Below are 14,904 nucleotides of genomic sequence, written 5' to 3' on the forward strand. Positions count from 1 at the left end.
CCTTGGACACCACCTCGCAGACCGCCGTCGGACTGCAGCTTATTGAACCCGGACAACGGGTGACCGTCCGGGTTCCGGGCACCACAGCAAACCTTGGTCCCGGTTACGACAGCCTGGGCCTGGCCCTGGCGCTGCATGACACGCTGACAGTGGAGAGCCTGGAATCCGAGGAGTTGCTGTTCGATCTCCGCGGCGAAGGCGCAGAGACCCTCCCGCAGGACGCAAGCCACCTTGTCATCCGTGCCATGGAAGCGGCCTTCGAACGGCTGGGCTTCCGGCACGGCGGCCTGAAAGTAACGGCTGACAACGTTAATCCGCACGGGCGGGGCCTGGGCTCGTCCGCCTCGGCCGTGGTTGCCGCTGTTTCCGCAGCGAACGCCCTGGTGCCCGAGGCAAACCGCCGCGGGAAGGACTGGATCCTTCAGCTCACCAGTGAGCTGGAGGGGCACCCGGACAACGTGGCACCGGCCATTTTCGGCGGTCTGGCGCTCTCATGGCAGGACAGTGACCAGTACAGCAGCACCAGCGCGACAGTGTCCGAAACAGTGGTTCCGGTCGTGGCGGTTCCTGACTTCGAGCTGTCGACTGAAGCTGCGCGGGCGTTGCTGCCGGCCTCGGTAGGGCACCATGCTGCTGCCATGAATGCCGGACGGGCGGCCCTCCTGATCCATGCATTGACCAGCAAGCCCCAATTCCTGCTGGCCGGCACCGAGGACTACCTCCACCAGAGCTACCGTGCAGAGGCGATGCGTCCAAGTGCTGCGCTGATTTCGGCGCTTCGTGCGGCCGGGCACGCAGCAGTGGTATCGGGCGCCGGGCCTACGGTGCTGGTCCTGGCGGACGGGCAGGCTGAAGCGGCCGCCGTCGTCGGTTTTATCGAGGAGTTCACTGCAGCCAACACGCCGGACATCGGGTGGCGGGTTCTGAAGCTCGCAGTGGACGTTGAAGGTGCTAAGGTGGAGTTGCACCGGCGGTAATTCCGCCTATCTGATCTGCTATTGCACTTAGTTGCCGCTTGGTCTCTTACTGCGCAATGTATTCCGGTGCCACCTGCTTGGTCTGTCGCAGGAATCTGCAGCACTCAAACTGCCCCTGAAGCGTCAGCCCGGCGTTCCACCATTGCGGAGCGCAAGGTGAATTAGTATCCGGCCCTGCTGGCCGATATCCAACCGGCAAGGCCGAAAAGCCGGCTGCAGATCTGAACTGCAGCCCAGATCAAATCATCGCGTCCAGCTCCCAGTCTGGACGCCGTCGAGGGGGAAGGATCCTTCGTGACCGAAACCACTGAGCTGTCGCCAGCTGTGGAACTATCATCTTCTGCTGCCGAATCACCGGCCGCACCCGCCAAGAGCAGCGGCCTTGCCGGCCTCAAGCTCGCCCAGCTGCAGGCTCTTGCCAGCCAGCTCGGGATTTCCGGCGGTTCCCGGATGCGCAAGGGGGACCTGGTTTCAGCCATTTCCGCCCACCGCGCCGGCACACCCATCACCAAGGCGCCGGCCAAGGCAGCTGAAAAGGCCGCCGAGAAGGCGTCCGCGCCGGCAATTGTTCCGGCAGTGTCCGCCCCGGCTGCTGAAGCAACTGACGCTCCCGCAGAGGGAACGCGGGCCCGTGGCCGTGGCCGCAGCCGCCGCGCCGTCAGCGACGGAGTGGTAGCACCCGCAGCCGCTGAGCCGGCTGCCGCCGAAACAAGCCCCGCCGCTCCGGTTGAGGCTCCGGCCGCCGCCGAGGTTCCCGAAGCGGGTGAAGGCGCCGCTGAGCGTCGCCAGCCGCGCACCCGTAACCGCCGCCGAGGCGAAGCAGCCGCAACCGCGCCCCAGGGCGCCGAGGGTGTTGAGGCCCCGGCGGAACAGGCCGACGGCGAGCAGCGCGCCGCAGCGCAGGCCACCGCAGAACCGCGGACGGAAGAACGCACCGAGCGCACCGAAGCTGAAGCCGGCGAAGCCGCGCAGCGCACCGATCGCCGCGAAGGCGGACGCACCCGCGGCCGTGACAACGCAGCACGCGAGAACGCCGACAGCGGCCGTGACAACGCAGGCAGCCGCGACGCCGGCCAGCGTGAAGGCGCACGACGCGATGACAACCGCGACAGCGACGACACTGACGGCGGCAGCCGCCGCAACCGGCGTAACCGCCGCGACCGCAACGACCGGAATGACCGCTCAGGCGGCCAGGACCGTGACAGCAGCTCACGCAACGATCGCTTCCGCGACCGCAACGACCGCCGTCGGGGACGTGCCCAGGGACCGGACGTCGACGACGTCGAGGTCACCGAGGACGACGTCCTGCTGCCGGTTGCCGGCATCCTGGACGTCCTGGAGAACTACGCGTTCATCCGCACCTCCGGCTACCTCCCGGGCCCGAACGATGTTTATGTGTCCCTCGCCCAGGTCAAGAAGTACAACCTGCGCAAGGGCGACGCTGTGGTTGGCGCCATCCGTGCCCCGCGCGACGGCGAAGACCGCAGCCAGCAGTCCGCACGCCAGAAGTTCAACGCCCTGGTACGCGTCACGTCCGTCAACGGCAAGACCTCCGAGGAACTTAAGGACCGTGTCGAGTTCGCCAAGCTGGTGCCGCTGTACCCGTCCGAGCGCCTGCGCCTCGAGACCGACCCCAAGAAGATCGGCCCCCGCGTCATCGACCTGGTTGCCCCGATCGGCAAGGGCCAGCGCGGCCTGATCGTCTCCCCGCCGAAGGCCGGCAAGACGCTCATCCTGCAGTCCATCGCCAACGCGATCACCACCAACAACCCTGAGGTCCACCTCATGATGGTGCTGGTTGACGAACGCCCCGAAGAAGTCACGGACATGCAGCGCACCGTCAAGGGTGAGGTCATCGCGTCCACCTTCGACCGTCCCGCAGACGACCACACCACAGTGGCCGAACTCTCCATCGAACGCGCCAAGCGCCTGGTGGAAATGGGCATGGACGTGGTGGTCCTGCTGGACTCCATGACCCGCCTGGGCCGTGCCTACAACCTGGCAGCTCCGGCCTCCGGCCGCATCCTGTCCGGTGGCGTGGATTCCGCAGCGCTGTACCCGCCCAAGCGATTCTTCGGCGCCGCCCGCAACATCGAAAACGGCGGCTCGCTCACCATCCTGGCCACGGCCCTCGTAGAGACCGGTTCCAAGATGGACGAAGTCATCTTCGAAGAGTTCAAGGGCACCGGCAACATGGAGCTCCGCCTGTCCCGCCAGCTGGCAGACAAGCGCATCTTCCCGGCCGTGGACGTCAATGCGTCCGGTACCCGCCGCGAGGAGAACCTGCTCTCACCGGAGGAAGTCAAGATCATGTGGAAGCTGCGCCGCGTCCTCTCCGGACTCGAGACCCAGCAGAGCCTTGAACTCCTGACCAACAAGATCCGGGAAACCCAGAGCAACGTTGAGTTCCTGATGCAGGTTCAGAAGACGACGCTTGGCGCGAAGTCGGATAACGACAAGTAGCTGGGCTCCACCGCTCAAAATATGCCGGCCCCGCCCCTACGCTGGGAGGCTTTCGATCTTCGATCGTTCGCCTCCCAGCTCCGGCAGGCCCGAAGCCACTCCCTGGCCGGCATATTTTGAGCGGTTCGTCGTTAAGTCACCGTTTCCGGCTCCATCCAACGCGGAGTCAGATATCGCCCCTCCTGGCGGGTATTACGGGCTGTAAGTGACCCCGCGTTGCAGTTATTAGACTTGTACAAGTCGAAAGAGGTTTATAGATGTTTGAGTCCGTACAGGGCCTGCTTGATGAGCATGATTCCATCCAGGCGCAGCTGGGGGATCCTGCTGTTTATGCTGATCAGCGGCTTGCCCGGAAGCTGGGGCGGCGTTCGGCTCAGCTCAATGGCATTGTTGAGGCTTACCACAAGTGGGAAGGCATCAGGGATGACCTGGCTGCTGCCAAGGAGATGGCTTCGGAGGATCCTGAGTTTGCCGCTGAGGTACCGGAGCTGGAGGCCGCGCTTGAGGTTGCTGCTGCGAAGCTGCGCCGGCTGCTCATTCCGCGCGACCCTGACGATGCCCGCAACGTGATCCTTGAAGTCAAGGGCGGTGAAGGCGGCGACGAGGCTGCACTCTTTGCCGGTGACTTGCTGCGGATGTACACACGGTATGCGGAATCGCGCGGCTGGAAGACTGAAATCATTTCGGCAACGGAATCCGACCTTGGCGGCTACAAGGATGTCCAGGTCGCGGTGAAGGGCAGCTCGAATGACCCGGCCGAGGGCGTGTACGCCCGGCTTAAGTTTGAAGGTGGCGTGCACCGCGTGCAGCGCGTTCCCGTGACCGAGTCGCAGGGCCGCATCCACACATCTGCCGCCGGTGTCCTGGTCCTGCCCGAAGTGGATGAGCCGGAAGAGCTTGAGATCAACCAGAACGACCTCAAGATTGACGTTTACCGTTCCTCCGGTCCCGGTGGCCAGTCCGTGAACACCACTGACTCCGCCGTGCGCATCACCCACCTTCCCACCGGCATCGTGGTGGCCATGCAGAACGAGAAATCCCAGCTGCAGAACCGTGAAGCGGGCATGCGGGTTCTCCGGGCACGCATCCTGGCGCACCAGCAGGAGCAGATCGACGCCGAAAACTCCGCCCAGCGGAAGTCGCAGATCCGCACCATGGACCGTTCGGAGCGCATCCGAACCTACAACTACCCCGAGAACCGGATTGCGGACCACCGCACCGGCTACAAGGCGTACAACCTGGACCAGGTAATGAACGGTGACCTGGAGCCGGTTATCCAGTCCGCAATCGAGATGGACGAACAGGCCCGCCTGGACGCCATCGGCGACTAGCCCTTCCGCCGGATGACACTTGGGCCAGGCCAGTCGCTCGCGGATGCCGTCAGCGCGGCAACGGACATCCTGCGTGATGCCGGCGTACCCAGTCCGCGGGTGGACGCCGAGCTGCTCGCAGACCATCTGCTGAACGTTGGGCTGGGCCGCCTGCGGGCCATGATGCTGGGGGACACGCCCGCCCCGGAAGGCTATGAGGCCCTGGTCGCGGAGCGGGCCAGTCGGATTCCGCTGCAGCACATCACCGGCGTGGCGCATTTCCGCTACCTGGAGCTGGCCGTGGGCCCTGGTGTTTTTGTGCCCCGCCCCGAGACCGAATCCGTGGCGCAGCTGGTAATCGACCACGTCAAGGGCATGTCTCACCCCCGGATCGTTGACCTGGGAACCGGTTCGGGCGCCATCGCGGGTTCCATCGCCCACGAAGTGCCGGGCGCCGAGGTGCATGCCGTCGAGTTCAGCCCGTTCGCGCACGCCTGGGCGGCAAAAAACCTGGCCCCGTTGGGCGTCCATCTGATCCTTGGAGACCTGCGGGACGCGCTGCCGGAACTCAACGGGACCTTCGACGTCGTGGTTTCCAACCCGCCGTACATCCCGGCCGAGGCCGTTCCCAACGAGCCGGAAGTCGCCCTGCATGATCCCCCCGAAGCGCTGTACGGCGGGGGAGCGGACGGCATGGAACTTCCGACGGCGGCAGCAGCCTCGGCTGCGCGCCTGCTACGGCCCGGCGGCTACTTCGTGATGGAACATGCAGAAGTCCAGGCAGGCTGGATCTCGGCCATGCTGGCCAGGACAGGGAACTGGACCAGTATCAGGACGCATCTGGACCTCAACGGCAAGGAGCGCGCCACCAGCGCCCTGCTCGCGGATCCGGACCCAGGGAATGAAAGAATAGGCGAGTGACCACAACCTATAACTGCACCAGCGACGACGAGCGCGCCCAGGGACTTGAACACGCGCAACGAGCCATCAGCGAAAAGAAGTGCGTGGTCTTTCCCACGGATACCGTCTACGGCATTGCCGCCGACGCCTTCTCACCGCAGGCTGTCACCATGCTCCTGGTGTCAAAGGGACGCAGCCGCACCATGCCGCCGCCCGTGCTGATTCCCCGCATCAACGCCCTTGACGGGCTCGCCACCGACGTGTCGGCAGACGCACGAAAGCTCGCCGAAGCGTTCTGGCCGGGCGGCCTGACCCTCATCCTGCACGCCCAGCCGTCCCTGGACTGGGACCTGGGGGAGACCAAGGGGACTGTGGCGCTGCGGATGCCCGACGACGAAATTGCCCAGGAACTGCTGACGCTCACCGGGCCGCTGGCCGTTTCGTCGGCCAACCGCACCGGCCATGCTCCGGGACAAACGGCAGCAGCTGCACGCGAGCAGCTGGCCGATTCCGTGGAGGTCTACCTCGAAGGCGGCTTCCGGCCGCTCGAAGGTGAGCCGGCAGTACCTTCCACAATTGTTGACGCCACCGGCCCCCGGCTGCGCGTGGTCCGCAACGGCGCAGTGAGCCTCGACCAGCTCCGCGAACACGTGCCGGGTGTGCTGGGACTCGGCGAAATTCCCATGGCCGAAGAGGACCCGGTAGAAAAGACACCGGTTGAAGCAGTGCCGGTTGCAGAGACACCGATCGAAGCAGCGCCGGCTGCAGAGACACCGATCGAAGCAGCGTCGGCTGCAGAGACACGCTCGGGTTCATCGGCAGTAGAGCCCGAAGCCCCGGAAGCCCCTGAGACGCCTGCCGCCCAGGCACCAGCCCCGGACTCCAGGCCTTGATGGCGCTGGACCGCCAGCAGGTTCCCGTCCTGGAGGTTGATGCCACCCCGCTGCGGGTTCCTGAACTGGTGGAGGAACTCAACCGCTTTATCCAGGAAGGCTCCACGCGGACGGTCCTGGGCCACAACCTGCACAGCGTCACGCTGACCCTTTCGGATGAGGGCTTCCGCAACCTGTACCAGCGCAGCGACGTGGTCCTGTTGGACGGTGCCCCTGTGCTGTGGCTGTGGGGCAGGACCGGTAAGGCCGATGGCCCTGTGATGGACTACCGGCTGGGCTCCACCGACTGGCTGCCCGCCCTGGGCCAGGTGCAGGGACTCGACCGGATCGCCGTGCTGGGTGCCGGTGCCGACGCGAACGCCGGAGCCGTCCGGAAGCTCGAATCCATCGTTCCCGGTGCCCGGGTCTCGGGCTTCCCCGGGGAGGGGTGGAATGAGGAGCTCGAAAACAAGGCAGTGGCGTGGCTGCACGTGCAGCAGCCGCAGCTGGTTCTGTTGGGACTGGGCATGCCGCTGCAGGAGAAGGTCCTGGAGCGGCGCCTAGGCGACATGCCGCCGGCCATCTATTGCGCGGTCGGCGGAGCTATTGAACAGTTGGCCGGCTTCCAGAAGCTCGCACCGCGCTGGCTGGGCAGAATGGGACTTGAATGGGCGTGGCGCCTGCTGCTTCATCCCCGTCGTGTTGCCTACCGGGTGCTCGGCGAGCCCTGGGTCCTGCTGTGCCTCCTGGCACGCCGCGGGTTGAAGCGGCAGGTGCTCAAGCGCGAACACTAGAAGCGCCAAAACTGGAAGCTGCAGCCTAGAACTTCTGGTCCTCCAGTGGCGCAAAGCCCTTGCCGCGGAGGCCGGTGGTGAAAGACCTGGCCCAGCCCAGGAATCCGGGAAGGTCCCGGCGCTGCGCGAAATAGCCCAGGTAGCCGCCGACGTCGGCTACAAAGGACCGGACGCGGAAATACCGGCGGATCAGGTAGCCGCGGTTCCGGTAGTAGTAGTAGCGCTTGAAGGCTGACTCCGGAACAATGACGTGCCAGCGGGCACCGAAGACGTGCTGCGTCTCGGAGAAGGCGTGCGGATGCGTGATTGCGGTTGTGGTCACCGTGCCGAAGCGGATGCCGGCTTTGCGGAGGCGGATGGTGAAATCAACCTCATCGCCCCGGATGAACAGGCGCATGTCCGGCAGGCCCACCTTGAAGAAAACATCAGAACGGATCAGGGCGCCGTTGAAGAAGTGTCCGTCGTCCGGAAGGAAACCGATCTTCTCCACGTCGGCACGGCTATGCGTGACCTTGCCGTCCAGGCGGAAGAAGAAGGAAAGCCGGTCCGGCTGCCCTGGCGCCGTCACCAACGGGACCACTGCCTCCAGGTCGCGCGCCTCAGCCTCCCGCAGCAGCGTGGCGAGGCAGTCAGGATCGGCCGGCTCGGCGTCGTCGTCCATCATCCAGATCCATTTGGCGCCGCTGGCAACCGCCTTGAGGGCGGCCAGCGAAAATCCGCCTGCGCCGCCGAGGTTGGCTTCGGACCGGACGTAGTCCACGTTCGGGTGCTTCCCGGCCACGTCCAGCGCAGGAGTTCTCCCACTGTCCACCAGGCAGATCGTGTCCACCGGGGCCGTCTGGTTGTTGATGGAATCCAGCAGGACGGCCAGTTCCTTCGGGCGGTCGAATGTCACGGCGGCAACTGCTATGCGGGGGGTCATGGGGGTCCTTTCAGCATGGCTGACAGGGATTTCCCCGCTCGCGGTGCGCCAGTGTGGCGCGAAGCCATGATGCTGTTGGCGCTAGTATCTTTGACTAGAGTCCACTGTAATACAGCCCTGTAAGGCACTGCGTACACGAAAAAACGCACTGCCTGCTGCGCGCTCGGCGACGGAGAAGTTTCATTTATCGAAGAACAGATTCCCTGCCAGTGAGCCCATCGACCACCGACAATCCGCCAACGTGGTTGTCCGGCTGCAGCACAACCCTTGAAACGGCCATCGCCCCATGATCATGTACCTGCTGATGGGACTGACCGCTGCCGTGGTGTCCTATCTCGCCACATGGGGTGCCCGGGTGGTCGGCCACCGGCTCGAACTGCACCTGCCCATCCGCAGCCGGGACATGCATTCCATTCCTGTCTCCCGGCTGGGGGGTGTGGCCATTTTCCTCGGAATCATGGTGGCGCTCGTCGTGGCCAGCCAGTCTTTCTTTGTTAAGGACATCTACCGGAACAACTTCTCGCCCTGGGGCGTCCTCGCCGGCGCGGCCGTCATCGTCCTGGTGGGCGTTGCGGATGACCTGCTCGATATCCGCTGGTGGGTGAAGCTGATCGGCCAAAGCGCCGCAGGCCTCACGGTGGCAATCTGGGGAGTCCAGATGACCATCGTCCCCTGGGTGCCTGAACCCATCTACCTGGAGAACGAGACCCTTCGGGTGGTGCTGACCGCCGGTCTGATCGTCACCACCATGAACGCCTTCAACTTCATTGACGGCCTGGACGGGCTGGCCGCCGGAGTGGCGGTTATTGGTGGCACGGCCTTCTTCTTCACCGCTTACTGGGTCCACCGCAACGCAGTGCTGCTGGACTACTCGGATCTCGCCACCCTTATTACGGCGGTCCTGGTGGGCAGCTGCCTGGGCTTCCTGCCGCACAACTGGTTTCCCTCCAAGATTTTTATGGGTGACTCCGGGGCAATGCTTATCGGCCTGCTCATGGCGTCGGCCGGCGTGGTGTCCACCGGCCAGATCACCTCGGGCCTCTACGACAGGGCCAACGGTATCTCCACAGTGATACCCATCCTGCTTCCGTTCGCCGTTCTCTTCCTGCCCCTGCTGGACCTTGGCCTGGCGGTGGTCCGGCGGACTGCCCGCGGACGTTCACCCTGGTCCGCGGACCGGGGCCACCTGCACCACAAGCTCCTGGATATCGGCTACTCACACCGCACCGCAGTCATCCTGATGTACCTCTGGACCGCAATCCTTTCCTTTGGGGGATTGGCCTTCGCCATCTTCCCGTGGCAGATCGTGCTGTCCGTCGACATCTTCGCCACGCTGGTGATGGGCCTCATCACCGCCTGGCCGTACCTGGCGCGGCGGGGCGAGGAAACCCGGGCGTAACCTCTGTGCAGAAATATTTCTATCTCATGTAGAATTTAGGGGCAGCCAAAGCTGCCCCTCCAACCTGCCTCCTGGCTGACTGCCTCGTGGTGCCGACGATTGGGATCGAATGACCTCCAACGCCGAGTCCGGACCTGCGTCCGGCAACGGAAACGTTGGCGCATCCGGCCCCACGCCGTCCCTGTGGCTGAACCTGCTCAAGTGGAGTTCCATGGCTGCTGCGGCCGGACTGGCGGTGTGTGCAGTTGCGGCAGGAATCCTGGCCGGTGCGGACGGTGCCCTGTCCAGTGCATTGGGCGGGCTGCTGGTGATGCTGTTTTTCGGGATCAGCCTGCTGGTCGGCCACTTCGTGGGACGAAGCAATCCTTCCGGGGCCATCGGCATGTTTGTCGCCACCTACTTCGTGAAGGTGGTGGGGTTCGCCGTGGTCCTGTTCGTCATCGGCGCTCCGCAGTGGCTGCAAGGCCGCTGGTTCGTCGCCGGCGCCGTCACCGCCGTCGTCCTCTGGCAGGCCGCTGAAATTTACGGTTTCAGCAAAGCCCGCCTTCAGATCTACAACGATCCAGAAACCAAGGAAACCCGCGATGCGTGATCCAAACAAGCCAGTCGAAGGCACCAACGGCACGGGCGGATCAAACGGCTCTGCCCCCGGTGTATCACGCGACGGAAGCAGCGGCGGATACAACGCCGGCATGGCCGTATTCAGCTACATCATTGGCGGAATCATCGTCTGGAGTTTGATAGGGTGGGGACTGGATTACGTGTGGGGAACGCGCTGGATTGTGCTCGCAGGCGCTCTGCTTGGAGCCGTCGGAGGTTTCTACCTTTCCCACATGCATGGCCTTACCAGTTCTCGAAAAAATGCTGGGGAGCGCCATGCTGCCAGCGGGCCGTCCCAGGACGGCAACACTAATGCCAAATAATTTCACACGGGGAACAGCAGGCCGTCAGGTTGCCGGTCCCCGCCCAACGCCCAATGATGGACACTGCAGAGAGGAAACGCGTTGATCGCGCTTGCGCTCCCGGCCCAAGATTCAGGAGAGTTTACTCCTCCTGGTATTAACGAAATGCATTTGCCGGCAATCCTGCCGTGGGGTGCCGCAGAAGGATTCTCCAAGCAGATGCTGCTGGTCCTCCTCTCTGTCGCCATTATCGCCGTCTTCTTCGTGCTCGCCGCACGCAAGCAGCAGCTGGTACCCGGTAAGCTCCAGTTCGCCGGCGAAGCCGCCTACGGCTTCGTCCGCAACGGAATCGCCAAGGACATCATCGGCGGACGGGACTTCATCAAGTACGTCCCGCTGTTGTTCAGCCTGTTCTTCTTCATCCTGGTGAACAACATCTACGGCGCCATCCCGTTCTTCCAGCTCCCCACGTTCTCGCACGTGGGCGGTGCCTATGTGCTGGCGGGCATCGTCTACTTCACCTGGATCGCCATCGGCGTCAAGAAGAACGGACTCCGTTACTTCAAGCTGGCCACCGTGCCCTCCGGTGTCCCCTGGTTCATCCTGCCGATCGTTATTCCGATCGAGATCATCTCCAACTTCCTGGTCCGGCCCGTCACGCACAGCCTCCGTCTGTTCGCGACCATGCTCGCAGGACACCTCATCGTGATGATCGCCGGCTACGGCATCGAGTTCCTCATCATGCAGGAGAACGTCCTGCTCAAGGGAACCTCCGTCCTGGTCCTGGCCGGTGCCATCGCCATGTACATGCTTGAAGCCCTGATCATGGTCCTGCAGGCCTACGTCTTTACCCTGCTGACAGCGATCTACATCGAAGGCGCGCTTCACGCCGACAGCCACTAGGCACCCCTAAGCTTCCCCTCGCGGGGATGATAGCAACCCAAACAACCTGCCACATGGGTGGCATCTTGAAAGGAAGAAAAATGGAAGGCAATCTCAACCTCGTAGGTTACGGTCTGTCCGCAATCGGCGGTGGTATCGGTGTTGGTCTCGTATTCGCTGCCTACATCAACGGCGTCGCCCGCCAGCCGGAAGCACAGCGTGTCCTGCAGCCGATCGCATTCCTCGGCCTTGCGCTGACCGAAGCCCTCGCCATCCTCGGCCTGGTCTTCGCCTTCGTTCTCTAGTCCTTAGAGCGAAGCGAACTTACAGAACCGAGTAGAAAAGGACGGGTGAAATATGAATCAGCTGATCATCTCAGCCGCCACTGAGGGCGAAGTCAACCCCCTGGTTCCCAACATCTGGGAAATGGGCGTTGTCCTCGTGGGCTTTGCCATCCTCATGTTCATCGTGGTCAAGTTCGTTGTCCCGATGTTCGAAAAGACCTTCGCCGCGCGTGCCGAGGCTATCGAAGGCGGCATTGCAAAGGCTGAAAAGGCCCAGGCTGAGGCGTCTGCTGCACTCGAAGAGTACAAGCAGCAGCTGACCGACGCCCGCGCCGAAGCCAACCGCATCCGTGAGGAAGCCCGCGCCGAAGGTGCCCAGATCCTCGCGGATCTCAAGGAAAAGGCAGCTGCAGAGTCTGCCCGCATCACGGCCCAGGCCCATGCCCAGATCGAATCCGAGCGCCAGGCGGCCGTTGTGTCGCTGCGTTCGGAGGTAGGCACCCTGGCCACCACCCTTGCAGGCCGCATCGTTGGGGAATCACTGAACGACGACCAGCGTGCAGCACGGGTAGTGGACCGCTTCCTGGCAGATCTGGAGACCCAGAACGCAGGTGCAGCTAAGTAATGGCAGGCGTATCGAGCGAATCGCTGGCAACAGGGCTGGCCGAGTTGGAAGCCAAGCTTCCGACCGCGTCACTGCAGCTGGCAAAGGAACTCTTCGGAATTCTGGGAATGGTGGACAGCTCGGCTGGCTTGCGCCGCGCCCTGACTGACCCGTCCCGCAACGGTGACGAAAAGTCGGCGCTGGTCAGGCAGCTGGTTGGCGGAAAAGTCTCCGCTGATGCTGCAGAGATCGCGGGCGGACTGGCCAGCTCACGCTGGGCAACCGCACGGGATATCGGCGATGCACTCGAGACTCTTGCCGCAACGGTGGTCATTTCCGTTGCTGAAAACAAGTCGGCCGTTTCTGCCTCCGGAATCTCTGGCCTGGAGGAGCTGGAGAACGATCTGTTCTCCTTCAACCAGGCCGTTGCCTCCAACCATGAGGTACAACGTGCTCTGTCCGAACCGCAGGCCAGCGCTGCAGCCAAGGCAACCCTGGCCGAGAAGCTGGTGCCCGGCGTGAGTGAGGAAGCAAAAGTCCTCATCACGCAGGCGGTCACCCAGCCCCGCGGCATCAAGCCCACCCGGCTTGTGGAACGGTTCGCCGAACTGGCAGCCAAGCGGCAGCAGCGCTGGATTGCAACGGTCAGCGTGACCCGTCCCCTGACACCGACGCAGCTGGCACGCCTCCAGGCGGGCCTGAACGCGATGTACGGGCGGGAACTGAAGGTCAACGTCAATGTTGACCCGGCACTCATTGGCGGCATCCGCGTCCAGGTAGGTGACGAAGTGCTTGACGCTTCGGTCATCACCCGCCTTGGCGAGCTGCAGCGCCAGCTGGCCGGCTAGCCGGACAAGCACAACACAACTGATAGAAACCCCGGTCATCGTGAACAACGGTGATCACAAAACAGGAGAGCAGGGACTGCAGATGGCCGAATTGACCATCAACGCCGACGACGTCCGTAATGCGCTGAACGAGTTCGCGGCGTCCTACGAACCCGGAAACGCAGAGCGCGTAGAGGTCGGCCGCGTAACCACCGCTAGTGACGGCATCGCCCGTGTTGAGGGCCTTCCCTCGGTCATGGCGAACGAGCTGCTGCGCTTCGAGGACGGCACCCTGGGCCTGGCCCAGAACCTCGACGTCCGCGAAATCGGCGTCATCATCCTCGGCGACTTCACCGGCATCGAAGAAGGCCAGGAAGTCCACCGCACCGGGCAGGTTCTGTCCGTACCCGTGGGCGACGCCTTCCTCGGCCGCGTTGTTGACCCGCTGGGCGTGCCCATCGACGATCTCGGCGAGATCAAGGCCGAGACCACCCGCGCACTGGAGCTCCAGGCTCCCGGTGTGACCCAGCGTAAGTCGGTGCACGAGCCGATGCAGACCGGACTCAAGGCCATCGACGCCATGATCCCGATCGGCCGCGGCCAGCGCCAGCTCATCATTGGTGACCGCCAGACCGGCAAGTCCGCTATTGCGATCGACACCATCATCAACCAGAAGGCCAACTGGGCTTCGGGCGATGTGACCAAGCAGGTCCGCTGCATCTACGTGGCGATCGGCCAGAAGGCGTCAACCATTGCCGCCATCCGCCAGACCCTTGAGGACAACGGCGCACTGGAGTACACCACCATCGTGGCGTCTCCCGCTTCCGACCCCGCAGGCTTCAAGTACCTGGCACCGTACGCCGGTTCGGCCATCGGCCAGCACTGGATGTACGGCGGCAAGCACGTCCTCATCGTGTTTGATGACCTGTCCAAGCAGGCTGAGGCCTACCGTGCAGTGTCGCTGCTGCTCCGCCGTCCGCCGGGACGCGAAGCCTACCCGGGTGACGTGTTCTACTTGCACTCCCGCCTGCTGGAGCGTTGTGCAAAGCTCTCTGACGAGCTGGGTGCGGGTTCCATGACGGGCCTGCCGTTGATCGAGACCAAGGCCAACGACGTTTCGGCCTACATCCCGACCAACGTGATCTCCATCACCGATGGCCAGATCTTCCTCCAGTCGGACCTCTTCAACGCCAACCAGCGTCCTGCTGTTGACGTTGGTGTCTCGGTGTCCCGCGTGGGCGGTGCCGCCCAGGTGAAGTCCATGAAGAAGGTCTCCGGTACCTTGAAGCTGGACCTCGCCCAGTACCGTGACATGCAGGCATTCGCCATGTTCGCCTCGGACCTGGACGCCGCTTCCCGCCAGCAGCTGACCCGCGGCGCACGCCTGATGGAACTTCTGAAGCAGGGCCAGTACTCCCCGTTCCCGGTGGAGAACCAGGTTGTGTCCATCTGGGCAGGCACCAACGGCTACCTCGACGACGTGCCGGTTGAGGACATCAGCCGCTTCGAGTCGGAGTTCCTGGAGCACCTCACGCACAAGTCCTCGATCCTTACCACGCTGGCTCAGACCAACGTCCTGGACGATGACACCGCAGCAGCGCTGAAGTCCGCCATCGTGGACTTCAAAAAGGGCTTCTTCGGTGAGGGTGACAACCACTTGGTAGGCGCCGGCCACGAGGAGCACAGCGCTATCTCCGAGGGCGACGTCGACCAGGAAAAAATCGTCAAGCAGAAGCGCTAATTCCACTGACCGGGTGTGCCGGGCCCA

At 63.8% G+C, this 14,904-nt stretch carries 15 protein-coding genes; 14 read left to right on the forward strand and 1 reads right to left on the reverse strand.

The window, feature by feature from the left end; translation table 11 throughout:
* Positions 1-2 precede the first annotated feature (2 nt).
* The 6 genes from thrB (at position 3) to M1D32_RS07770 (ending at position 7,316) form a co-directional block, all read left to right on the forward strand.
* Positions 3-977, forward strand: a complete 975-nt coding sequence (gene thrB / locus M1D32_RS07745; RefSeq protein ID WP_458781678.1) for a homoserine kinase — start codon at positions 3-5, stop codon at positions 975-977.
* A 294-nt stretch (positions 978-1,271) separates the two neighbouring features.
* Complete coding sequence (gene rho / locus M1D32_RS07750; protein ID WP_458781679.1) at positions 1,272-3,440, forward strand: transcription termination factor Rho; 2,169 nt, start codon at positions 1,272-1,274, stop codon at positions 3,438-3,440.
* A gap of 257 nt (positions 3,441-3,697) precedes the next feature.
* A complete protein-coding gene (gene prfA / locus M1D32_RS07755) occupies positions 3,698-4,771 on the forward strand; it encodes a peptide chain release factor 1 (protein WP_458781680.1) in 1,074 nt (357 codons plus the stop codon).
* Between the two features lie 12 nt (positions 4,772-4,783).
* Complete coding sequence (gene prmC, locus M1D32_RS07760) at positions 4,784-5,671, forward strand: peptide chain release factor N(5)-glutamine methyltransferase (protein ID WP_458781681.1); 888 nt, start codon at positions 4,784-4,786, stop codon at positions 5,669-5,671.
* Positions 5,668-6,543, forward strand: a complete 876-nt coding sequence (locus M1D32_RS07765; protein ID WP_458781682.1) for an L-threonylcarbamoyladenylate synthase — start codon at positions 5,668-5,670, stop codon at positions 6,541-6,543. Before prmC ends, M1D32_RS07765 begins: the two co-directional genes overlap by 4 nt.
* The gene (locus M1D32_RS07770; protein ID WP_458782130.1) at positions 6,543-7,316 is read left to right on the forward strand and encodes a WecB/TagA/CpsF family glycosyltransferase; all 774 of its coding nucleotides are present in this window, start codon (positions 6,543-6,545) and stop codon (positions 7,314-7,316) included. The genes M1D32_RS07765 and M1D32_RS07770 overlap by 1 nt, the downstream gene beginning before the upstream one ends.
* Before the next feature lie 25 nt (positions 7,317-7,341).
* On the opposite strand, the gene M1D32_RS07775 is transcribed toward M1D32_RS07770, so the two are convergent.
* Complete coding sequence (locus tag M1D32_RS07775) at positions 7,342-8,238, reverse strand: glycosyltransferase (protein WP_458781683.1); 897 nt, start codon at positions 8,236-8,238, stop codon at positions 7,342-7,344.
* 286 nt (positions 8,239-8,524) lie between these two features.
* On the opposite strand from M1D32_RS07775, the gene M1D32_RS07780 reads away from it, so the two are divergent.
* From M1D32_RS07780 to atpA, 8 genes are all read left to right on the forward strand, one after another.
* The gene (locus M1D32_RS07780) at positions 8,525-9,637 is read left to right on the forward strand and encodes an MraY family glycosyltransferase (RefSeq protein ID WP_458781684.1); all 1,113 of its coding nucleotides are present in this window, start codon (positions 8,525-8,527) and stop codon (positions 9,635-9,637) included.
* 109 nt (positions 9,638-9,746) lie between these two features.
* Entirely contained in the window at positions 9,747-10,229 is a 483-nt protein-coding gene (locus M1D32_RS07785; RefSeq protein ID WP_458781685.1) for a hypothetical protein, read from the forward strand.
* Positions 10,222-10,560: an AtpZ/AtpI family protein gene (locus M1D32_RS07790; RefSeq protein WP_458781686.1), complete on the forward strand. Its 339-nt coding sequence runs from the start codon at positions 10,222-10,224 to the stop codon at positions 10,558-10,560. Before M1D32_RS07785 ends, M1D32_RS07790 begins: the two co-directional genes overlap by 8 nt.
* Before the next feature lie 81 nt (positions 10,561-10,641).
* The gene (atpB, locus tag M1D32_RS07795) at positions 10,642-11,442 is read left to right on the forward strand and encodes a F0F1 ATP synthase subunit A (protein ID WP_458781687.1); all 801 of its coding nucleotides are present in this window, start codon (positions 10,642-10,644) and stop codon (positions 11,440-11,442) included.
* Between the two features lie 80 nt (positions 11,443-11,522).
* Positions 11,523-11,726, forward strand: a complete 204-nt coding sequence (gene atpE / locus M1D32_RS07800; protein WP_009356484.1) for an ATP synthase F0 subunit C — start codon at positions 11,523-11,525, stop codon at positions 11,724-11,726.
* 52 nt (positions 11,727-11,778) lie between these two features.
* A complete protein-coding gene (locus M1D32_RS07805) occupies positions 11,779-12,330 on the forward strand; it encodes a F0F1 ATP synthase subunit B (RefSeq protein WP_458781688.1) in 552 nt (183 codons plus the stop codon).
* Entirely contained in the window at positions 12,330-13,157 is an 828-nt protein-coding gene (locus M1D32_RS07810) for a F0F1 ATP synthase subunit delta (protein ID WP_163162496.1), read from the forward strand. Before M1D32_RS07805 ends, M1D32_RS07810 begins: the two co-directional genes overlap by 1 nt.
* A gap of 82 nt (positions 13,158-13,239) precedes the next feature.
* Positions 13,240-14,877, forward strand: coding sequence for a F0F1 ATP synthase subunit alpha (gene atpA, locus M1D32_RS07815; protein ID WP_163162911.1), 1,638 nt, complete (start codon positions 13,240-13,242; stop codon positions 14,875-14,877).
* Positions 14,878-14,904: the final 27 nt, after the last annotated feature.

The sequence above is a fragment of the Arthrobacter sp. D3-16 genome (assembly GCF_054408515.1).